Source organism: Phyllobacterium sp. 22552 (assembly GCF_052044585.1).
GTDB classification, from domain to species: domain Bacteria; phylum Pseudomonadota; class Alphaproteobacteria; order Rhizobiales; family Rhizobiaceae; genus Phyllobacterium; species Phyllobacterium ifriqiyense.
In genome coordinates, this window is the sequence record NZ_JBQENG010000003.1 from 17,297 (window position 1) to 37,503 (window position 20,207).

17 protein-coding genes are annotated in these 20,207 nt (G+C 52.0%); 5 read left to right on the plus strand and 12 right to left on the minus strand.

Annotated elements, in window-relative coordinates:
• Positions 1 to 591: 591 nt before the first annotated feature.
• The 3 genes from ACTJI9_RS07340 to ACTJI9_RS07350 all read right to left on the minus strand — a co-directional run bounded on the left by ACTJI9_RS07340 (position 592) and on the right by ACTJI9_RS07350 (position 3,523).
• A complete protein-coding gene (locus ACTJI9_RS07340) occupies positions 592 to 1,704 on the minus strand; it encodes a glycosyltransferase (RefSeq protein ID WP_440806982.1) in 1,113 nt (370 codons plus the stop codon).
• A 22-nt stretch (positions 1,705 to 1,726) separates the two neighbouring features.
• Positions 1,727 to 2,650, minus strand: a complete 924-nt coding sequence (locus ACTJI9_RS07345) for a glycosyltransferase family 2 protein (protein ID WP_440806985.1) — start codon at positions 2,648 to 2,650, stop codon at positions 1,727 to 1,729.
• A gap of 141 nt (positions 2,651 to 2,791) precedes the next feature.
• Entirely contained in the window at positions 2,792 to 3,523 is a 732-nt protein-coding gene (locus ACTJI9_RS07350) for a hypothetical protein (RefSeq protein ID WP_115051576.1), read from the minus strand.
• A 203-nt stretch (positions 3,524 to 3,726) separates the two neighbouring features.
• Here ACTJI9_RS07350 and ACTJI9_RS07355 point away from each other — a divergent pair, with 203 nt between their 5' ends.
• Positions 3,727 to 5,901 (plus strand): transglycosylase domain-containing protein, encoded by a 2,175-nt coding sequence (locus tag ACTJI9_RS07355; protein ID WP_440806986.1) that lies wholly within the window; start codon positions 3,727 to 3,729, stop codon positions 5,899 to 5,901.
• Positions 5,902 to 5,924: 23 nt separating this feature from the next.
• Here ACTJI9_RS07355 and glpK read toward each other — a convergent pair whose 3' ends face one another.
• Positions 5,925 to 7,415, minus strand: a complete 1,491-nt coding sequence (gene glpK / locus ACTJI9_RS07360; RefSeq protein ID WP_337354008.1) for a glycerol kinase GlpK — start codon at positions 7,413 to 7,415, stop codon at positions 5,925 to 5,927.
• 122 nt (positions 7,416 to 7,537) lie between these two features.
• Here glpK and ACTJI9_RS07365 point away from each other — a divergent pair, with 122 nt between their 5' ends.
• Positions 7,538 to 8,287 carry an SDR family NAD(P)-dependent oxidoreductase gene (locus ACTJI9_RS07365; RefSeq protein ID WP_115051552.1) on the plus strand — a complete coding sequence of 250 codons (750 nt, stop codon included), beginning with the start codon at positions 7,538 to 7,540 and terminating at the stop codon, positions 8,285 to 8,287.
• Between the two features lie 67 nt (positions 8,288 to 8,354).
• Here the strand turns inward: ACTJI9_RS07365 and xylA are convergent, their stop codons facing one another.
• From xylA to ACTJI9_RS07380, 3 genes are read right to left on the minus strand one after another with little or no spacing between them, the layout of a single operon-like run.
• Positions 8,355 to 9,665: a xylose isomerase gene (gene xylA, locus ACTJI9_RS07370; protein ID WP_440806990.1), complete on the minus strand. Its 1,311-nt coding sequence runs from the start codon at positions 9,663 to 9,665 to the stop codon at positions 8,355 to 8,357.
• Positions 9,662 to 11,116: a xylulokinase gene (gene xylB, locus ACTJI9_RS07375; RefSeq protein WP_337354006.1), complete on the minus strand. Its 1,455-nt coding sequence runs from the start codon at positions 11,114 to 11,116 to the stop codon at positions 9,662 to 9,664. Before xylB ends, xylA begins: the two co-directional genes overlap by 4 nt.
• A gap of 15 nt (positions 11,117 to 11,131) precedes the next feature.
• Entirely contained in the window at positions 11,132 to 12,373 is a 1,242-nt protein-coding gene (locus ACTJI9_RS07380) for an ROK family transcriptional regulator (RefSeq protein ID WP_115051634.1), read from the minus strand.
• 207 nt (positions 12,374 to 12,580) lie between these two features.
• Here ACTJI9_RS07380 and xylF point away from each other — a divergent pair, with 207 nt between their 5' ends.
• From xylF to ACTJI9_RS07395, 3 genes are all read left to right on the plus strand, one after another.
• Complete coding sequence (xylF, locus tag ACTJI9_RS07385; protein ID WP_115051549.1) at positions 12,581 to 13,624, plus strand: D-xylose ABC transporter substrate-binding protein; 1,044 nt, start codon at positions 12,581 to 12,583, stop codon at positions 13,622 to 13,624.
• Between the two features lie 81 nt (positions 13,625 to 13,705).
• A complete protein-coding gene (locus tag ACTJI9_RS07390) occupies positions 13,706 to 15,013 on the plus strand; it encodes a sugar ABC transporter permease (protein ID WP_115051548.1) in 1,308 nt (435 codons plus the stop codon).
• Positions 15,014 to 15,027: 14 nt separating this feature from the next.
• Positions 15,028 to 15,807 carry an ATP-binding cassette domain-containing protein gene (locus ACTJI9_RS07395; protein ID WP_440806995.1) on the plus strand — a complete coding sequence of 260 codons (780 nt, stop codon included), beginning with the start codon at positions 15,028 to 15,030 and terminating at the stop codon, positions 15,805 to 15,807.
• A 41-nt stretch (positions 15,808 to 15,848) separates the two neighbouring features.
• Here the strand turns inward: ACTJI9_RS07395 and ACTJI9_RS07400 are convergent, their stop codons facing one another.
• The 5 genes from ACTJI9_RS07400 to murJ all read right to left on the minus strand — a co-directional run bounded on the left by ACTJI9_RS07400 (position 15,849) and on the right by murJ (position 20,206).
• A complete protein-coding gene (locus ACTJI9_RS07400; protein ID WP_115051546.1) occupies positions 15,849 to 16,427 on the minus strand; it encodes a NifU family protein in 579 nt (192 codons plus the stop codon).
• A gap of 99 nt (positions 16,428 to 16,526) precedes the next feature.
• Positions 16,527 to 17,015 carry a universal stress protein gene (locus ACTJI9_RS07405; protein WP_008127009.1) on the minus strand — a complete coding sequence of 163 codons (489 nt, stop codon included), beginning with the start codon at positions 17,013 to 17,015 and terminating at the stop codon, positions 16,527 to 16,529.
• 42 nt (positions 17,016 to 17,057) lie between these two features.
• A complete protein-coding gene (trpS, locus tag ACTJI9_RS07410; protein WP_354342785.1) occupies positions 17,058 to 18,137 on the minus strand; it encodes a tryptophan--tRNA ligase in 1,080 nt (359 codons plus the stop codon).
• An 81-nt stretch (positions 18,138 to 18,218) separates the two neighbouring features.
• Positions 18,219 to 18,611, minus strand: a complete 393-nt coding sequence (locus ACTJI9_RS07415) for a VOC family protein (RefSeq protein WP_440806999.1) — start codon at positions 18,609 to 18,611, stop codon at positions 18,219 to 18,221.
• A complete protein-coding gene (murJ, locus tag ACTJI9_RS07420) occupies positions 18,611 to 20,206 on the minus strand; it encodes a murein biosynthesis integral membrane protein MurJ (RefSeq protein ID WP_440807002.1) in 1,596 nt (531 codons plus the stop codon). Before murJ ends, ACTJI9_RS07415 begins: the two co-directional genes overlap by 1 nt.
• Between the last annotated feature and the right edge of the window lies 1 nt (position 20,207).

A 20,207-nucleotide genomic window follows, 5' to 3' on the forward strand; every position in this document is an offset into this window, starting at 1 on the left:
ACCATTCGTCTTTGATACGCGAAGATTCAGAATAGGAAGTAAAATTCAGGTGATGGACGAATGCCCGAAGATGTTTCCATAAAACATGATTGCTAGACCGTATTTCGAGCGATCGAATTTTTATTGTAATTATCAGAAGTCGTTCTTCGGAGTGCTACGCGTACGAGACTGTACAAGGCACAAAAAAGCCGGGCAAGAGCCCGGCGAATTGTGAACGCTAATGCGTCCAGAGGGGAACACGCAACGAGCGAAAAATGGGAGGAGAACCGCTCGTTACGCAAGGATTAAAGTATAGCTGATAAAGGAAATATTCAAGAGCCTGCAAATAATAATCTTTTGCTATTGAGCAGCCGGAGATTGTTTTTCAAATTCTTGGCTGTCCTTGCATACCCCGTGTCCCCGTAACTGGCACCCGCCAAGACGGTATTGCGCCTCTGAGTCGGGTGAGGGACTGAGGCGCTTAATGGCACCGCCACCGCATCCGCTAATTCCAATCGTGAGAACTACAAGCATGATAAGGCGCATGAACATTCCTCATTGATACGCAAGATTAACCCCAGCAGATGGATTTCTCAACTGGCGGCAGGTCATTCAAAGCAGCGGACGAAATTGTCCCAAAGATGGCTTTTCCGGCATGCGGGCAAGTTCTTCAAGTTGATTCATCGCACCTGCAAGAGTGAAACGCTGAAAAAGCCAAGGCTCAACTTTATATGGTAAAGTTTCGAAAAGCGCGATTTTGTCGGACAGCGCTTGGGCGTCGCCGGTGGGAACGAGCCATTGTGCGTAGGAGTCTGTGAGGATCTCTGCCGGTCCATAGGGGCAATCGGTGGATATGATAGGCGTTCCCGAGATAAGACTTTCGACCAGAACGTTTGGAAAGCCTTCAAAATCGGATGACAGCAATAAAGCGTCTGCGCGCGCCATATAGGAAAAGGGGTTGTCGCGAAAGTTAAGGGCAGCCACTCGATCTTCCAATGCATATTGCCGCGCAAGTTGCATGGCTTCATCGGGCTTATCAGTCAAAAGCAAGAGCCTGCGTGTTGATCCGCTGCCCTTCAACGCTTCGAACAGCATGTCATGGCGTTTGGCCGCAGCAAATCGGCCCACATGGATATAATACGGTTCGGAGGGCAAATCGGCAGGCTTTTCAGCTGCCAATTTGCGTATGTGTTCAACATTGTAGCCATTATGTATCAGCGTTGCGCTGGATGGGATGGCATCCAGTTTTGCAAGATCGTCAATCACGCCCTTTGATACGCCTATGACCGGTTTTCCGTGATAGATACTAGATAAAAGCCGCGCGCGCCGCCGCCGTTTTCGAAGATCGGACACGCCCGCAATAAGCTCTGATGTCGCAATATGTATCCAATGATGTACGTTTATCAGCCCGGCTCTGGCTACAACGCGGTCAGCCGGCGTGAGCGAAGAAGAAACAAAATCAAAGGGCTGAAGGCGTGAGGCCTGTTTGAACCACTGCCGCAGACGTAACGCGGATTTTATCTGTTGAACGAAACCACTTAGCCTGGTCGTCGAGCGATCCAAAACCTCAAATTCAACCCCGTCTGGGATGGGCCTCGTCTCGCCATCTACAAGTGCCAAAATCGTGACCTCGTGGCCGCGACGCGCCAACTCCCCTGCATAACGGAGTCGCGAATAGGTGACTCCGTTCGGCCCGAGATCTGCGATAATAAAAAGAAAACGCATCAGCCATCGTCCTATCGGAGCATCACGGGCGCGCGAAGAGTCCCAGCTCTGTAAATTGACGGGAATCTCGAAACCTTATGGAGTCCGGCCCAATCAAGCTCACATTTTCTTCGGCACCAAGCACGTCAACCACGTTTTTGTAAACATGTGAGCCACCATAATATTGCGCGTCCGCAACAGCGGCCTGCGCGAAAAGCAAGGCATCACTGAAAAATTTGAAATGCAATAGCGAGCCATAAATAGGAGAAAAATTGCGATAGAATGGCAATGGCTTGTGAATACTGGAAGCGAACGCCATCGTCGTCTCCACGTATAGAAGCGGGTATTTCATCAATTCAACATGTTCCTTGAGAATACGTCCGCGGGGGCCACCCGTTAAAGACATGAAACGGTTATCCGCGCTCATGCGATAGCCGGACGCGTCAAACATATCGGCAATTTTCCAAGGCATGATCTCGCTGGAACCATCGAACACTGCCGATGACAGCGGGCCCGAAGGATAAAGGTCAATCATGGGCGCTGGACAATGCCTAATGCCCTTTAGCTCAAGATTTGCAATGAGCTCCGGTAACGGTTCTTCTTCGCAATTGTCATAAATGAAATATTCATCGCAATCGACATTGAGATACCAGCGATTGATTCCATACAGTTTCAGAAGTTCATGCCTCCAGAGCTTCCCGCGGTCAGCTTCCCCATAGCGTAGGGGTGACTTGAAGAGATCGACATCGGGCTGTTGCAGCAATATGTCCCGGGTAGCATCAGACGAATTATCATCGATACATAGGAAGCGTGTGACACCAATTTTGCGATAGTGAGACAGAAATGAGGGCAGAAAATTTACGCTGTTGCGCGTCAGGAAAATGAGTGGAATGTCCGTATTCTGTAACGGGCGCATTCCAGAACCAAGAGGTGATATCGCGGCAACATTATTTTTTCGGCGCTTCAATCGCGTCTCGATCCGCCACGAATCCAGACGGCTCCTCAGCCTTTGAAAAAGACTGCGCTCGATTGCCGGTGAGCCCTTGTCGGGAAATGCCAAATTCGTTTCTGACAATGTAAAAAGCGTGTCCGATTGCGGTATTGAGTTTTATGTCAGCACGTAAAGACCATGTGCATATGCGCCCACCAATACCAACATAAAAATGCTTATAATCAAGGCATTAATTCCATTCTTATGCTCACTGTGGCGAGAATGCTGGTAACACAGGCCCGCCGCTGTAACCATTAATGCAAGATAGCTTGCGCTTTCCGCAATCTCTTCTTTTATCTGCATGGAAACTGTGCCGTGCTGTGAATCACAATAGGCACCAATAAGAAGAAAAATTGCCGCGACGTAGAATGGCCAAGCAGATTTGCTGAAAACAAATCGCGCAATTTCGCCAACTGTCCGCCAGCGAAAGGCCAGATAAACACATGCCACCGCAATTATTATAATAGCTTCGTGAATACGGAATACTTTGCTGTTCATATAAGTCGTTATTGGACCCACGCGATCAACCTCAAGCTCACGCAGGAAAAAAACGATACAAAGCACAGCCATGCCAATGGAAAACATTCGGCCAGCTTTATGCTGGAGCAGGCCTGCGATGAAGAACAGGGCAGTTGCACCGGCGATATATGCCAGCTGGAAAGTTTCAATCGCACCCGACTCATCCAGCGAAACAGAAACGTCCAGCGGGTCGATTGAAAACGCGAAATAACCGATGTTGATAACGAGTGCAGCCAGTAAAAGCAGCGCGAAACCCGTTGTGAACTTTGCCTGTTCCATGTCACGGACCTTATAAGACAGCGAAGCGCCGAGACCTAAAGGAAGCTGCACACTATCGCAACCCTTTAGTGTATTAGTTGCAAAAACTGCAACTGCACACGATAGAGCTGCTTTGGCTGGCCTGTCTTAGCGCCGCTGTTTTGTTAAATGAATTTAACTTCACTGGTCCTTAACCGCACCTTAAATCGCCGCATTTACTCTGCAACGCGTGGCTATCACTCCAGATGGGTACAACGGCGCGGAATTTATCATCAATGGCACCACGCGATAAAGGCAGGCAACGCATCGAACCCGGCTTTGGCTCCGGTCGGGATTCGAGCGATGACATGCGTGCAGATCCGGAGGATAGCCCCGTGGCAAAACGCAAATCGGCAGTGCGCAAAGTCTCAAAGTCAAAGCGTAGCAGCTCACGCCGCGGCAAAAACGGCAGTGGATTTATTGGGTTGCTGCGCCGCGCAGTTTATTGGTCGTTTGTTTTATGCATTTGGGGTGGAATCGCTCTGACAGGCACGATTCTCTATTTCGCCGCCAAGATGCCTCAGACGACGACATGGACCATTCCTGACCGTGCACCCAACGTCAGGATAGTTTCCGTGGAAGGCGAATTGATCGCCAATCGTGGCGCTTCGGGCGGAGAGGCAATCGGGCTGCATGATATGTCGCCCTATATACCTGAGGCGGTTATTGCCATTGAAGATCGCCGGTTCTATTCGCATTTTGGCGTCGATCCTATTGGCTTTGCCCGGGCGATGGTAACCAATGTGATTTCGGGTCGCTTGGTACAGGGGGGCTCGACGATCACCCAGCAGTTGGCCAAGAATCTTTTCTTGACACCTGATCGCACCCTTGAACGCAAGGTTCAGGAGGTATTGCTGGCGCTGTGGCTGGAGCAAAAATATACCAAGACACAAATCCTGGAGATGTATCTTAATCGGGTCTATCTGGGGTCTGGCTCTTATGGTGTGGCCGCTGCATCGCACCGGTACTTCAACAAATCAGCCAAAGAAGTGACCTTGCCAGAAGCTGCGCTGCTTGCGGGTCTGCTCAAGGCTCCTTCGCGTTTGTCACCCGCACGTGATCCAAAAGCTGCGCGCGAACGTTCGCAATTGGTGCTTGCTGCAATGCGTGAGCAAGGCATGATCGGCGTTGACGAATTGGATGTGGCGATGAAGCAGCCTACAGCACGCGCCGCTTCCTATTGGTCAGGATCAGAACAGTATGTTGCTGACCGCGTCATGGAGGAGTTGCCAAATCTAATCGGCGACGTATCGAATGATATTGTAGTTGATACCACTGTGGATCTTGGCTTGCAGAAGTTGGGAGAAGCATCGATCCGCGATCTCATCAGTAAAAACGGTGAGAAGTTGAATGTTTCGCAAGGCGCGCTGGTCTCAGTTGATGGAACAGGCGCCGTGCGCGCTCTCGTAGGCGGGTATGATTACGCCAACAGTCAGTTTGACCGGGCCAGCGAGGCAAAGCGCCAGCCGGGATCGGCCTTCAAGCCTTTCGTTTATCTTTCTGCTTTGGAAAAGGGACTTACGCCGGAATCTATTCGCAATGATGCGCCAATCCGCATCGGCAAATGGACACCAGGAAATTACAATGGAAAATATTTTGGCAAAGTAACATTGGCTGAAGCACTGGCCCGCTCGCTCAATTCCGTATCTGCGCAACTTGTCATGGAAGTGGGACCTGCAACCGTTGTCTCAACGGCTCATCGTCTTGGCATCGATTCCAGCCTTACGTCGAATGCTTCGCTGGCCCTCGGCACATCTGAAGTAACTTTGCTGGAACTGACAGATTCCTTTGTCCCATTCGCCAATGGAGGCTACAAGGCGCCTGTCCACATTATTCGCCGTGTCACCACGAATAGCGGTAAGCTGCTTTTTGAGTATAAGGGGCCGACACCGGACCGTGTTGTAAGCCCGCGCAATCTCAGCATGATGAACGCCATGTTGAGCCAGACTATCGAGACTGGCACGGCAACCAAGGCAAGATTTGGCTGGCCGGCAGCTGGCAAGACCGGAACCAGCCAGAACTTCCGTGATGCCTGGTTTATTGGCTATACGTCCAATCTGACGACAGGCGTGTGGTTCGGCAACGATAACGGCAAGCCAACGAAGAAGATCACCGGCGGATCGTTACCGGCAATCGCTTGGAAAGATTTCATGGTGGCAGCCCATAAGGGCGTTCCCATCGCACCGCTTCCCGGAGATTATCGCCTCGATAAATTGATCGAAGAGGGCAATGATATTTTGCCTGATTCGGGTGTTGATCCTTCAGCTCCATCAGCACAACTCGACCCCGGCACGCAGGTTGGACTTGGCGACCAGACTGGATCTACGAGACCTATTCCACCGGGAGACGTGGGTCAAAACGGTCAGGCAGGTCGCAAGACAACGCTGTTCGATCTCATCATGGGAAATTGAACGACCAAGCGTCTTGCCAGGAACTAACTTGTCAGGGTTCTTTTCACGGCGATCTTCCATCCGGCAATCTTGGCCTTGCGGGTCTTCTCATCCATTTTCGGTATAAAGCGCGTGTCTCTTTCCCATGTTTTGGAGAATTCGCGGCGGTTTGGCCATATGCCCGCCTTGGAGCCGGCAAGCCATGCTGCGCCAAGTGCCGTTGTTTCGAGAATGGTTGGTCGATCCACGGGCGCATCAAGAATATCGGCAAGGCGCTGCATGGTCCAGTCCGAGGCGACCATCCCGCCATCGACGCGCAGCACGGTCTTGGTGTCAGAAGTCTTCCAATCCTTTCGCATGGCGTCAAGGAGATCGCGCGTTTGATAGGCCACAGATTCCAGCGCGGCTCTTGCAAATTCCGCAGGGCCAGAGTTTCGGGTCAGTCCATATATCGCGCCACGTGCTTCTGCGTCCCAATGGGGTGCCCCTAGCCCTACGAAGGCGGGAACGAGATAAACATCTTGGCTCGGGTCTGCCTGATCAGCGAGCTTACCGGTTTCGGGCGCGGATCCAATGATTTTCAACCCGTCCCGCAGCCATTGCACCGCCGCACCTGCAATGAAAATCGAACCCTCCAGCGCATAGGTCGTTTTGCCGTTGAGACGATAAGCGATGGTTGTCAGGAGCCGGTTTTTGGAGATCACCATATCGCTGCCCGTATTGAGCAAGGCAAAACAGCCCGTACCATAAGTGGATTTGAACATTCCCGGTTCAAAACAAGCTTGGCCAATGGTCGCTGCATGTTGATCACCGGCAACACCGAGAATCGGAATTGTTGCGCCAAATAAAGACGCTTCCGCCGAGCCGAAATTTGCCGCGCAGTCTTTAACCTCCGGTAACATTGCACGAGGAACACGGAGAATTTCGAGCAGTTCGTCATCCCACTCATTGGTAGCAATGTTAAAAAGCAGCGTGCGTGAGGCATTGGTGGCATCTGTCGCGTGAACCTTGCCGCCAGTCAGTCGCCAAATCAAAAAACTGTCGATTGTACCGAAAAGCAGTTCGCCATTGGCTGCGCGCTTGCGGGCACCGGGCACTTTATCCAAAATCCAGGAAAGCTTGGTGCCAGAAAAATAGGGATCGAGCAGCAAGCCCGTTTTCCGGGTGAATTTCTTTTCCAGCCCTTGCTTCTTCAGCTTTTGGCAAAGGGAAGCGGTTCGGCGATCCTGCCAAACTATGGCGTTGTGTATCGGTTTGCCCGTTGCCTTTTCCCAGACGATCACCGTTTCGCGCTGGTTGGTAATGCCGATTGCCGCGACGTCGCCCGCTTGGATTTTTGCATTCTCGATAGCAACTTCACAAGTTGCCAGAACGGATTGCCAGATTTCATCAGGATCGTGCTCAACCCAGCCAGACTGCGGATATATTTGCGTGAATTCTTGTTGGCTTTTGCCGACAACCTTCCGGCTCTTATCAAAAATGATTGCGCGGCTTGATGTCGTGCCCTGGTCGATGGCCAATACATATCCGTTCATGCTTCCTCCCGCGTTTTGAACAACGTTATTGATTTCGTTCAACGGGATCAATAACGCCGCGAATGTTATGCCTCGATATTCAACTGCTGATCGGCTATGGAGTCTCCAACGGAGAATTTCTCATGAGTGAAAAAGAACCTCGCAAGGTCCTCGTACTGACCGGCGCAAGCCGCGGTATTGGCCACGCAACTGTTAAGCGTTTTTCGCGGGCAGGTTGGCGCGTTATCACCTGCTCTCGCCAGAGTTTCGATGACAACTGCCCTTGGCCTGCTGGTCCAGACGATCATATCAAGGTCGATCTTGCTGATCCTGCTGATGTAGATCATGCGGTGTCGGAGATCAGGCAGCGGCTTAAGGTCGAAGGCGGGATGCTTAACGCCCTAGTTAACAATGCGGGTATTTCACCAAAGAATGGCTCGGGTAATCGTCTCGATTCCATTGAAACGCCAATGCAGACCTGGATGAGCGTGTTCCAGGTAAATTTCTTTGCCCCAATCATGCTGGCGCGTGGCCTGTTCAATGAGTTGGCCACTGCAAAAGGTTCTGTGGTGAACGTGACATCAATTGCCGGCAGTCGCGTACATCCATTTGCAGGTACAGCCTATGCTACATCCAAGGCAGCTTTGGCGTCATTGACCCGCGAAATGGCATCCGACTTCGGTCCCCACGGAATTCGAGTCAATGCCATCGCGCCTGGCGAGATCGATACGGCAATTCTCTCTCCCGGAACCGACAAGCTGGTAGAGCATTTGCCGCTTCGCAGGCTTGGCAAAACAGCCGAAGTTGCCGAAACGATCTTCTTCCTCTGTTCCGAGGCGTCATCTTATGTCACGGGCTCGGAAATACACATCAATGGTGGCCAACACGTTTGATTCTAAAGGATAAACAAGCTCTCATATGAGAGCTTGTTTATTAGACGTGGCTTTTATCTTTGGTGGTTTAAACGTAGCGATTGACTACATTTTCCAAATATTCCTGACGTCCGGAGCGCGGTTGCGGTTGCAGTCCTGAACCCTCAACTTTGTTCGCAATGTCCTCAAGCGAAAGCTTGCCCGAAAGCATTTGCTGGGCTTCCGGCTTTGACCAGCCAGCATAACGCTCATCGACAAACCCTGTCAGCACCTTGTCTTCGATCATCTTTGCTGCCGCCTTGAGGCCACGAGCGCAAGTGTCCATGCCGCCAATATGAGCAATCAACAAATCCTGCGGATCAAGTGACTGGCGGCGCAATTTCGAGTCGAAATTCGTGCCACCCGACGTAAATCCTCCTGCTTTGAGAATTTCAAAATATGCCAGCGCAACTTCCGGAACGTTGTTAGGGAACTGGTCTGTATCCCAGCCGGACTGATAGTCATTACGGTTCATATCGATCGAACCGAAGATGCCCAGAGCCGAGGCAGTCGCAAGTTCATGCTCAAAGGAATGGCCTGCAAGAATCGCATGACCCTGCTCCAGATTGACCTTCACTTCATTTTCAAGACCGAAGCGCTTGAGGAAGCCGTAAACAGTTGCCGCGTCATAATCGTACTGATGTTTGGTCGGCTCTTGTGGCTTCGGTTCAATAAGGATGGCGCCCTTGAAGCCAATCTTATGCTTATAATCGACGACGAGGCTCAGGAAACGACCCATCTGGTCGAGTTCGCGCTTCATATCGGTATTCAGCAGCGTTTCGTAGCCTTCGCGACCGCCCCAGAGAACGTAGTTTTCGCCCTTGAGCTTCTGCGTAACGTCGATGCAGGTTTTCACCGTTGCAGCGGCATAGGCGAAGACCTCTGGATCGGGATTGGTTGCGGCACCTGACATATAACGGCGGTTGGAAAAGAGGTTGGCTGTGCCCCAGAGAAGCTTTGTTCCTGTCTTCTCCATCTTCCCGGCAAAATAGTCCGCTATTTCATGGAGGCGCTTGTTGCTTTCTGCAAGTGTATCGCCTTCCGGACGCACATCGGCATCGTGGAAACAGAAATAAGGTGCGCCCAGAATCGAGAACATTTCGAAGGCAACATCTGCTTTCAGTTTTGCTCCTTCCATGGTCTCATTAAACCAGGGGCGCTCGAATGTCTGCCCACCAAACGGATCGCCGCCCGGCCAGACAAAGGAGTGCCAATAGGCAACGGCAAAACGCAAATGGTCTTCAAGGCGTTTCCCCAAAATCACTTCATCCGCATTGTAGAAGCGGTAGGCTAGCGGATTTGTGCTGTCCGGCCCCTCATATTTGACTGGTTTGGTGTCGCCGAAAAATCCGCTGTTCATGACTGAACTCCTTTTAATGCTGGATATAGATTATGATAACGATGATAGGCCGCATCAAATTGAGCGGTCAGTTTTGTTTCTGGCTCGATTGTCGCGGCGGTTGAAGGCGCGACGCATATTTCACGTGGGTTAACTTGCTCGGCGGCGATCAATCCGAGACGCGCTGCCCCGAAAGCTGCGCCGAAATCGCCGTCTGCTGGCACGTCAACTGGGATATTGAGCGCCGTCGCTATGGTTTTCAACCAATAGGTTGAGCGCGAGCCGCCGCCGACAGCCGTAACGCGTTCAAGCTGTGTGCCCGCCGCCGCCAATGCACGCGAACAGTCGCGAAATGCGAAGGCCACACCTTCCAGAACGGCTTGTGTCAATACTGCGCGGTCACTTGCGTGCTCCAACCCATAAAACGACCCGCGAATAGAGGAGTCGTTAAGCGGAGTGCGCTCGCCGGAAAGATAGGGAAGGAACGTGACGCCTGATGGTTCCCGTAAATCTGGCCCAAGCTCGTTTGTGAGCTCAGCTGCATTGCGCGAGGTTATCCCGGCATACCAGTTCAACGCGTCGGTAGCCGACAGAATTACCCCCATCTGATGCCATGTATTCGGCAATGCATGGCAAAACGTATGCACGGCACTTTCCGGATTGGGCAAATAGGCATTGTTTGCGGCAAAAAGCACACCGGACGTGCCTAGAGAAATGAAAGCGTGACCCTCGCCAACAGTTCCCATGCCACATGCGGATGCTGCATTGTCGCCGGCTCCACCAGCAACAACGACGTTACTTTTCATTCCCCAACGCGAAGCAATATCGGATTTTAATGTGCCGGAGACATCTGTGCCTTCCACCAGCGACGGCATATGATCAAGACTTAATTCTGTGGCGGCCAAAAGTTCTTGCGACCAAGCGCGCTTACCAACGTCCAACCAGGACGTGCCCGCAGCGTCCGACATTTCCGAGACGTACTCGCCCGTCAACCAAAGGCGCAAATAGTCTTTTGGTAAAAGAATATGGCGGGTTTTACTGAAGATATCTGGCTCATTGTTTCTAACCCAGTCCACTTTTGGCGCCGTAAAGCCGGGGAAAACAATATTGCCCGTGAGCGCCCTGAATCTCGGATCTGCATCAAGCGTGCTTGCTTCTTTATGGCTTCGTGTATCGTTCCAAAGCATACATGGGCGTAACACCTGATCATTGGCGTCGAGTAGCGTTGCGCCGTGCATTTGACCCGAAAGACCGATGCCCTTTACGGCAGCAAGTTCCTTGCCATGACTGGCACGCAGTTCCTGTACAGCGTGTTCTGTTGCTCTGATCCAGTGCTCAGGGTCTTGCTCCGACCAGCCGGAGTGGGGCCGCGTGACTTCCAGCGATCCATTGCCGGAAGCTATGATCCGCTGTTCATCGTCAATCAATAACGCCTTGACACCTGATGTGCCGAGATCGAGACCGAGATACATAAGATTTCTCCTGAACTATGCTGAAATTGCCCGTTTGACCGGGGCATCTCCGGGGGCAAAAATGTGCGTATCGAGATGAAGCAGGGATGTCATCATGCATCCTTGTAAAATAAGCGGGTGTTCATCAGGATAGCAGCGAATATTGAGGTCCTCTGTCGCGCCCCAGCCGGATGTTCCCGAAATGATGGCGCGCAAATCCTTTTCAAGAAGATCGAAAACACCTGCGCCCGGGCCAACCAGCGCAACGGGAACGGGGTCAATCAGCGAAAAAAGGCTGCGTAGTCCTGAACCGATTGCCTGTCCTGCTTTGGCGAAGGCCGCACGTTCCGGACCATCCTTTGCCCGTGCAATGTCGGCAACCTTGTTGAAACTTGCGGCGTCGACGCCCTGTATAGGTTGTGCTTTTTCATCTTCGTCAGCGATGTTTCTCAAAATGGCATAGTCGCTGGCATAGGCTTCAATACATCCGTGCCGCCCGCACCGGCATAGCGCTCCGTTGGGGACATGCAACATATGCCCGAACTCGGATGCGGAGGAGTAGGCGCCGACAAAGGGTTTTCCTTTCAAATAAAGGCCCATACCGATGCCGTGAGAAAGCAAAATAGCAGCAAAATCCTCGGTATAATTTTGAGGGTCAGTCCAGCGCAGAGCTTCCGCTATCATGTTGCAATCATTGGTAACTGCTACACCCACTCCATAGCGCTGCGAAAGAGCATTGCCGAATGCGATATTTGTGTCAGGCGTAATGGGAGACCAAAGCATCGCAGAGCTTGCAGCGTCTGTGACGCCCTGCACACCCATTGAGATGTGGAGCAGGGGACCAGCATTCTTCGGGCTGTTTTCGATTAACTCATCAAGCATGGATGAGACAGTTGCGATCAACTCGCCGGTTGTCGCTTCTAAAGTGGGTAAATGACGAAACTGCTCCGCAGTGACTTGGCCAGTATAGTCGAACAGCACGACATGGATAAGGTTGAGCGCGAGTTCCACCGTAGCGACTGTTGCGATTTCAGGGTTTAAAGCCAAGGCTATTTGAGGTCGTCCCCGCTTCGTTTCAGCCGGGTCGCCGCCGCGGTTTTCGCCAATAATACCTTCGGCTATAAGGGCCGTAGTAATGGCTGAAACCGTCGATGGACTTAGCCCCGTATGGGCCACGATGTCGGTTCTGGATAAATGCTCATGCTGTCGTATGGACCCCAATATAAGCCGCCGATTCTGACGGCGGACATCGTCCGGTCGCGCAATCTCATCCAGCAACAAATGACTTCCTCCCGAAATCTTTTTTTGTGCGACGCAAAAAAGTTGTTGCAGTGCAATGACTTGCGTCTTCAAAAACCAAGTTGACACGGAATTAGTTTTAAGTCACTATTTTTTTCGAGCCTCGAAATAAAGAGGTTTAATTGCTGGGCGGAGGTGAAGCCAGCAATAAATAGTCAGCGTGCTAAAGGCACTGGGAGGGTTATCATGAAGAAATATGCGGCCGCATTGGCGGGGGCAACGATTCTAGCTGTCTCGTTTGCAGGACCTGTTTTGGCGAAGGACAAGATCATCGGCGTTTCTTGGTCGAACTTCCAGGAAGAGCGTTGGAAGACCGATGAAGCTGCCATCAAGAAGGCTCTCGAGGCAAATGGTGACAAGTACATTTCTGCCGATGCGCAGTCGTCTGCGGCAAAACAGTTAACCGACGTAGAAAGCCTGATTTCGCAGGGCGCCAATGCCTTGATCATCTTGGCACAGGATTCCAGCGCAATTGGTCCAGCGGTAGAAAAAGCTGTCGCTGAAGGCATTCCTGTTGTGGGTTATGACCGTTTGATTGAAAATAAAGATGCGTTCTATGTCACGTTCGACAACAAGGAAGTTGGACGCATGCAGGCTCGCGGCGTATTGGCTGTAAAGCCAGAAGGCAACTATGCCTTCATCAAGGGCAGCTCGGCCGATCCTAATGCTGACTTCCTCTTCGCGGGCGCACAGGAAGTACTCAAAGATGCTATCGATTCCGGTAAGATCAAGAATGTCGGTGAGGCTTATACAGATGGCTGGTTGCCGGCCAACGCGCAGAAGAACATGGAGCAGTTTCTCACTGCCAACGACAACAAGATTGACGCTGTTGTTGCTGCCAATGACGGAACGGCTGGCGGTGCCATCGCGGCGCTCCAGGCTCAGGGTCTAGCCGGATCCGTGCCGGTTTCAGGTCAGGATGCCGATTTCGCTGCGCTTAATCGTGTCGCTCTAGGCACGCAGACAGTGACAATCTGGAAAGACTCGCGTGAACTTGGCAAAGAAGCTGCAGACATCGCGGCGGCATTGGCTGATGGCAAAAAGATGGAAGAAATTCCAAACGTCCAGAAGTTTGCTGGCGGTGCCAACAAGGTTGAGGTCAATGCAGTGTTTCTGACACCAGTTCCGGTTACCAAGGACAATCTGGGTGTTGTCATTGACGCCGGCTGGGTCACGAAAGACGTCGTATGCCAAGGCGTAAAAGCCGATGCAGTGGCAGCTTGCAAATAGTTTGATCAAGATATCCTGAAATTTGACGCCGCTGATCCTCCGGGTCGGCGGCGTTCAAACAAGATAACTGGGAGAAATTTCATGAGTGATCCGGCTATTAGCCTTGACCGCGCTCGCGCTTCTGAACTGAGTGTTGTTGCCCGCTTCTTCAAAGCGACGGAACTCGATACGCGGCTCCTCGGTATGATAGGGGCGCTGGTGATCATCTGGGTGGCTTTCCAGTTCCTGTCTGGTGGCCAGTTTCTGACCCCGCGAAATCTCTGGAACCTTTCCGTGCAAACTTCGTCGGTGGCTGTCATGGCAACTGGCATGGTTCTCATCATTGTTACGCGGAATATTGATCTGTCAGTCGGCTCGGTATTAGGGTTTGTCGGCATGATCATGGGCGTTACGCAAGCAGAATTTCTACCCAAACTGCTGGGGTTTGAACACTCAGCAACTTGGCTGATAGTCCTTGCCATTGGTATTTTAACGGGTGCCATTATCGGCGCCGCTCAAGGTTTTATTATTGCATTTATGGGCGTCCCTGCATTCATCGTAACGCTCGGCGGGCTTCTGGTCTGGCGTGGTGCTGCGTGGTGGGTAACCTCCGGCAGAACCGTAGCGCCAATGGACTCAACTTTCCGCCTTATGGGCGGTGGGCCCGAGGGATCAATTGGCGCGATGTGGAGCTGGATTGTCGGCTTGGTCGCCTGTGTCGCTTTGGTCGTCATGATCATTAATAGCCGTCGTCAGCGGAAACGTTTCAATTTCCCGCGTCGCCCTGTCTGGGCGGAGATATTCATGGGCTTTGTCGCTTGTGGTTTGGTGCTGGGCGTTGTCGCAGTCGCAAATGCCTATTACTGGCCCATAGGCATTGTTCGTAAATATGCGGAAGCAAACAGCATTGTGATCCCGGAAGGTGGGTTGTTTATTTCCCATGGCATTGCTGTACCAGTCCTTATCGCGGTGGCGACAGGCATCATCATGACTTTCGTGACAACACGCACGCGTTTTGGCCGTTACGTTTTTGCAATGGGGGGTAACCCGGAAGCAGCCGACCTTGCGGGTATCAATACGCGTTGGGTCACGATGAAAATCTTTATCATTATGGGAATTCTCTGCGCGATAGCCGGCGCCATCTCGACGGCACGCCTGAACGCCGCCACCAACGCGCAAGGTACATTAGATGAATTGCTGACGATTGCAGCCGCTGTTATCGGGGGCACCTCATTGGCTGGCGGTGTGGGCACAATTGCCGGGGCAATGATCGGAGCGCTTTTAATGCAATCGCTTAGTTCCGGGATGGTCTTGTTGGGCCTCGACACTCCATTGCAGAATATCGTTGTTGGCCTGGTGCTCGTTATAGCAGTTTGGCTTGATACAATTTATCGCCGTCGGACCGCTTGAGGGAGGAGAAAACTATGATGAACAACCAAACCGCTCTCATCGATATGGAAAATATCTCAATTGCCTTCGGAGGTATCCGTGCAGTTGATGGCGCATCAATCGATCTTTTCCCGGGGGAAGTTGTTGCTCTCCTTGGGCATAATGGTGCCGGAAAATCGACATTGATCAAAATTCTATCCGGCGCTTACAAACGGGATAGCGGTACGATCAAAGTTAGTGGCGAAGAGGCCACGATCAACAATCCGCGCGACGCGAAAGCCTACGGCATTGAGACGATTTACCAGACCCTTGCACTGGCCGACAATGTGGATACGGCGGCCAATCTATATCTCGGGCGAGAACTGATGACGCCATGGGGTACGCTGGATGATGTTGCGATGGAACACAGTGCAAGAGAAGTGATGGGGCGTCTCAACCCGCGCTTTCAACGCTTTAAGGATCCGGTCAAGGCCCTATCAGGTGGTCAGCGTCAGTCTGTAGCAATTGCGAGAGCTATTCTCTTTAACGCGCGCATACTTATCATGGATGAGCCAACAGCAGCACTTGGCCCGCAGGAAACAGCGCAGGTCGGCGAGCTAATCAAGCAGCTAAAGAGCGAAGGGATAGGCATTTTCCTTATCAGCCACGATATTCATGACGTCTTCCATCTCGCAGATCGTGTCGCGGTGATGAAGAATGGTCAGGTCGTCGGAACCGCAAAGGTCGGCGATGTAAATGAGGATGAGGTGCTCGGCATGATCATCTTGGGCAAATGTCCACCCGGAGCAATTCCTGGACCAGGCGCCGTTAACTGATATAAAGAAGAAGCCCGCTTGCGCGGGCTTCGAGCTTTACATCAGATAGCTTCGACCTGTTGAACTTCCGGAACGAAGTGCTTCAGCAGGTTCTGGATACCGTGCTTGAGCGTTGCGGTGGAAGAGGGGCAGCCTGAGCATGCGCCTTTCATGTGGAGAAACACCGTGCCATTTTCGAAGCCGCGAAATGTAATATCGCCACCATCTTGAGCGACAGCGGGGCGAACCCGTGTTTCCAATAATTCCTTGATCGTATCAACGATCTCGGTGTCGGCACTGTCGAAGAACTCGCCTTCAGTTTCACGCTGAGCATTGTCAGCAATATCTGTCACATTCGCCATAACTGGAGCGCCGGACATGAAATGCTCCATGATGGCGCCGAGGATCGCCGGCTTCAAATGCTGCCATTCGGGCGCATCCGTTTTAGTCACAGTTACAAAATCATATCCGAAGAATACACCGGAAACGCCGCGAACTGCAAAGATCTTGGCAGCGAGAGGTGACGCGTCACCTGCGGTAGCTGCATCCCGAAAATCAGCGGTGCCTTCCTCAAGCACCACCTTTCCCGGCAAGAATTTCAATGTTGCTGGATTAGGCGTGGCTTCGGTCTGGATAAACATGGCGTATCTCGCGTCCCTAGTTTAGAACTATTCAAAAGGCATATAGGCCTTTAAACCATTCTCTTCAAGTCAAGATTATATCACGTTTTAAGAATGCCGTCAGGTAATAGCGTCCAGATCTTCGTCAGAGAGGTTATAGGGCACGACGGTCACGGGAATAGAGAAGGTTTCCCGACCTGCTAATGACTGAACGAGTGGCCCCGGGCCGTCCTTACCGGAACCGGCAGCCAAAACCAGGATGGCAATATCCTGATCTTCTTCGATGAGTTTTTGGATCTCTTCTGAGGTTATCCCCTCTCGTACGGCAAGTTCAGACTCTATGCCAATACTTTCCCGAACGCTGGCGGCAAACTTGCTAAGCGTGGAATTTGCGGTTTCCTCAGCCTCGGCCCGCATGATTTGCTCAACTCCGAGAAACGCTTGAAAGTCCGCTGAGTCGATGACAAACAGGAGCAGCAAAACACCCCCAGTGGTCTTGGCACGGCGGGCTGCATAAGCAACCGCCCGCTCACATTCAGGGGTTTCATCAATAATGGCCAGAAATTTACGGCGATGGCCAGCTTCGCGGCTGAGACGTTTTGATACCATTTGTGCAACCTGCCTTAAGCGTCGATCGTCTGCAAGCCTTGTCTAGTCTTGAAGGAAGCCAACGATATCACGAACCTTATGCATCGTCTTTTCCGCAAGGACACTAGCCCGTTCGCCACCATCCTTGAGAACGTTGTCGACATAACCGGGGTCAGCGGAAATGCGGCGCATTTCATCAGCGATAGGCGAGAGCTTTTCAACAGCTAGCTCAGCTAGCGCTGGCTTGAAAATGGAAAATTGCTGTCCGCCGAAGTTGCGAAGTACGGTTTCCTTGTCGGTATCCGTCAAAGCGGCATAAATGCCGACCAGATTGTCCGCCTCGGGTCGGTCTTTCAAGCCATCGACTTCGGAAGGCAAAGGATCGGAGTCTGTCTTTGCCTTTCGGATCTTCTTGGAAATCGTATCGGCATCGTCGATGAGATTGATTCGGGAAAGATCCGACGGGTCGGACTTCGACATTTTCTTGGTGCCGTCGCGTAAGCTCATAAGCCGTGCGGCAGGGCCGCCAATGACTGGTTCAGTCAATGGAAAGAAGCTTGATATGGTTTCGTCGCCTGACTGGGTCTCTATTCCAAGGCCAAGTTCAGAGATCCGGTCGGAAAAATCAGTGTTGAATTTTTGCGCGATGTCACGGGTCAGTTCGAGATGTTGCTTTTGATCCTCGCCAACCGGCACATGCGTAGCGCGATAGACGAGAATGTCAGCAGCCATCAGATTGGGGTAGACATATAGGCCAACGGACGCGTTTTCGCGATCCTTGCCAGCCTTATCCTTGAATTGTGTCATGCGGTTCAGCCAGCCCATCCGGGCGATGCAGTTAAATATCCAAGCGAGTTCAGAATGCTGGCGAACACGGCTTTGATTGAAGACTATATGTTTCTTGGGATCAACGCCCGAGGCGAGGAAAGCAGCGGTGACTTCACGCGTGTTACGCAAAAGCTCCGAAGGCCCGCCCCAGACAGAAATCGCCTGCGTTATGGCGTGCTGATCGACCACGCAATAGATGCAATTATTGTTTTCCTGCAAAGCGACCCAACGGCGGATTGCGCCGAGATAGTTGCCAAGGTGCAGATTTCCGGTTGGTTGAACACCGGAAAAAACGAGCGGTTCAAACGTGCTCATAAATCGTCCTTAATTCTTCTTCGGCCAAGGTGGATAGCCATGACGTGCGGTTCTGGCAGAGCAAAGCATGGGATTCAAGCCCTACCACCATTTGAGCTGCAACAGGTCCCATTTATTGCCGTAGAGATCCTCGAAAACAGCTACGCTGCCATAGGCTTCATGTCTTGGTTCTTCGAGAAATTTCACACCTGCACGCAGCATTTTCGCGTGATCGTTTGAAAAGTCATCCGTATAGAGAAACAGGGCAACACGGCCACCTGTCTGATTGCCTATCGCTTGCTGTTGTTGCGGGCCTTGAGCCTGAGCAAGAAGCAGCTTTGCGCCACCTCTTTCCGGTGAGACAACCACCCAGCGCTTTGTTTCCGATTGTTTAGTGTCGCTCTCAACGGAAAAACCCAGCACATTTGTGTACCAGGCAATCGCCTCATCATAGTTATCAACGACGAGTGTGATCAGTCCAATTCCGCGGGCCATTATGATGGATTCTCCGCTGGTGGTTCAGGTGCTTTTGCACGGCGCTTTACGTTGCGGCGGATCATGCCAAGACTTGCGCCGCCACTGCCAAAGGCCAATGCGAAATATATGACCATCGACATGAAGATGAGACCGAAAACGCCAGCTGCCTGAACATGGACAGGTGCTTGCGCGACGAGATAGGGCTCCGCCCATTTGATTGCATAGGACAATGCAAGCGCCATAATGGCAGCGGCAATGATCAATCGGGGTATACGGGTCAAAAGCGGGATGTCACGTCCCCAATGCCCTCGCCAGATAAGAGTAGCAAACAGAAGGATGGCGTTGACCCATCCAGCTGTCACTTCGGCGGTGGCAATGCCTGTCTCTGCCAAAATGGGAAAGAGTGTCAGCGCCATGGCTATATTGATGACCACCGAAACGGCCGCAAAGATCATAGGCGTCTTGGTATCTTCACGTGCGAAAAAGCCGGGTATGAACGCCTTGATCAGCACGAAGGCGGGTAGGCCAAGACCATATATCGCAAGAATATTCGCAACACGGCTTGTTGACTCAGCGGTAAATTCGCCGCGTTCGAGCAAGAGCCGAATAATCGGCTCGGACATGACCAGAAGCGCTGCGGCGGCTGGCAATGTAAGAAACAAGATGAACTCGACCGAGCGATTTTGGAGGTTGCCCGCCTCCTTCAAATTGCCGGATCGGAGGGCGCGTGCAAGTTCAGGCAAGAGCACAGTTGCGACAGCGATACCTACAACGCCGAGTGGGAGTTGATAGACGCGATCAGCGTTTGCCAGTGACGTAATTGCGCCTTCCTTACCGGAAGCGATATTGGTGTTTATCAGCAGATTTATCTGCGTTATGCCACCTGTAATTGCTGCGGGTAGAGCCAAAACCAAAAGTCGTTTGACGTTTGCAGTCATACGGGGGCGGCGAAAGCCAATCGATATTCCAGCTTTACGCACGGCAAACCAGACGATAGTCAATTGCACCAGCCCCGCAGCCATTACACCCCAGGAAAGGCCATAGCCAATTGCAATCCCGTCATGGCCGGCATACCAGGCATAGGCGAGCACGCCGATCAGAATGATATTCAGGAAAACCGGCGCTACTGCAGCGGCAAAATAACGGTGAAGGGAGTTCAGCATTCCCCCCATCATGGCTGCCAGCGACATGCATGCCAGATATGGAAACATGATGATCGCCATCGAAACCGTATTGCCGAACTTTTGCGGATCATCGACAAATCCCGGAGCAATCACGGTTCGCACGATGAGAGGCATGGACAGTTCCATGATAATGGTCAGAGCCATCAGAACGCTGAACAGAACGCCAAAGACTTCTTCAGAAAACCGCTTGGCCCCATCCATACCGTTGGCTTCAATTTCCTTTGCAAAAAGAGGCACAAAGGCTGCGTTGAATGCACCCTCCGCAAACAATCGGCGGAAGGTATTGGGAAATCGGAAGGCAGCATTGAACGCATCCGCAACCGGACCCGTTCCAAGAGCTGCGGCCATAAGCATTTCGCGGGTAAGACCAAAGACACGGCTCATCAATGTGCCGGACGCGACGGTCGCAAATTTCTTGACGAGGCTCATA

Coding starts and splice junctions, on each gene's coding strand:
- ACTJI9_RS07340 (WP_440806982.1), bottom strand. CDS start 1,704: ATGCGTTTTCTTTTTATTATCGCAGATCTCGGGCCGAACGGAGTCACC.
- ACTJI9_RS07355 (WP_440806986.1), top strand. CDS start 3,727: ATGGCACCACGCGATAAAGGCAGGCAACGCATCGAACCCGGCTTTGGC.
- glpK (WP_337354008.1), bottom strand. CDS start 7,415: ATGAACGGATATGTATTGGCCATCGACCAGGGCACGACATCAAGCCGC.
- ACTJI9_RS07365 (WP_115051552.1), top strand. CDS start 7,538: ATGAGTGAAAAAGAACCTCGCAAGGTCCTCGTACTGACCGGCGCAAGC.
- xylA (WP_440806990.1), bottom strand. CDS start 9,665: ATGAACAGCGGATTTTTCGGCGACACCAAACCAGTCAAATATGAGGGG.
- xylB (WP_337354006.1), bottom strand. CDS start 11,116: ATGTATCTCGGTCTCGATCTCGGCACATCAGGTGTCAAGGCGTTATTG.
- xylF (WP_115051549.1), top strand. CDS start 12,581: ATGAAGAAATATGCGGCCGCATTGGCGGGGGCAACGATTCTAGCTGTC.
- ACTJI9_RS07390 (WP_115051548.1), top strand. CDS start 13,706: ATGAGTGATCCGGCTATTAGCCTTGACCGCGCTCGCGCTTCTGAACTG.
- ACTJI9_RS07395 (WP_440806995.1), top strand. CDS start 15,028: ATGATGAACAACCAAACCGCTCTCATCGATATGGAAAATATCTCAATT.
- ACTJI9_RS07400 (WP_115051546.1), bottom strand. CDS start 16,427: ATGTTTATCCAGACCGAAGCCACGCCTAATCCAGCAACATTGAAATTC.
- ACTJI9_RS07405 (WP_008127009.1), bottom strand. CDS start 17,015: ATGGTATCAAAACGTCTCAGCCGCGAAGCTGGCCATCGCCGTAAATTT.
- trpS (WP_354342785.1), bottom strand. CDS start 18,137: ATGAGCACGTTTGAACCGCTCGTTTTTTCCGGTGTTCAACCAACCGGA.
- ACTJI9_RS07415 (WP_440806999.1), bottom strand. CDS start 18,611: ATGGCCCGCGGAATTGGACTGATCACACTCGTCGTTGATAACTATGAT.
- murJ (WP_440807002.1), bottom strand. CDS start 20,206: ATGAGCCTCGTCAAGAAATTTGCGACCGTCGCGTCCGGCACATTGATG.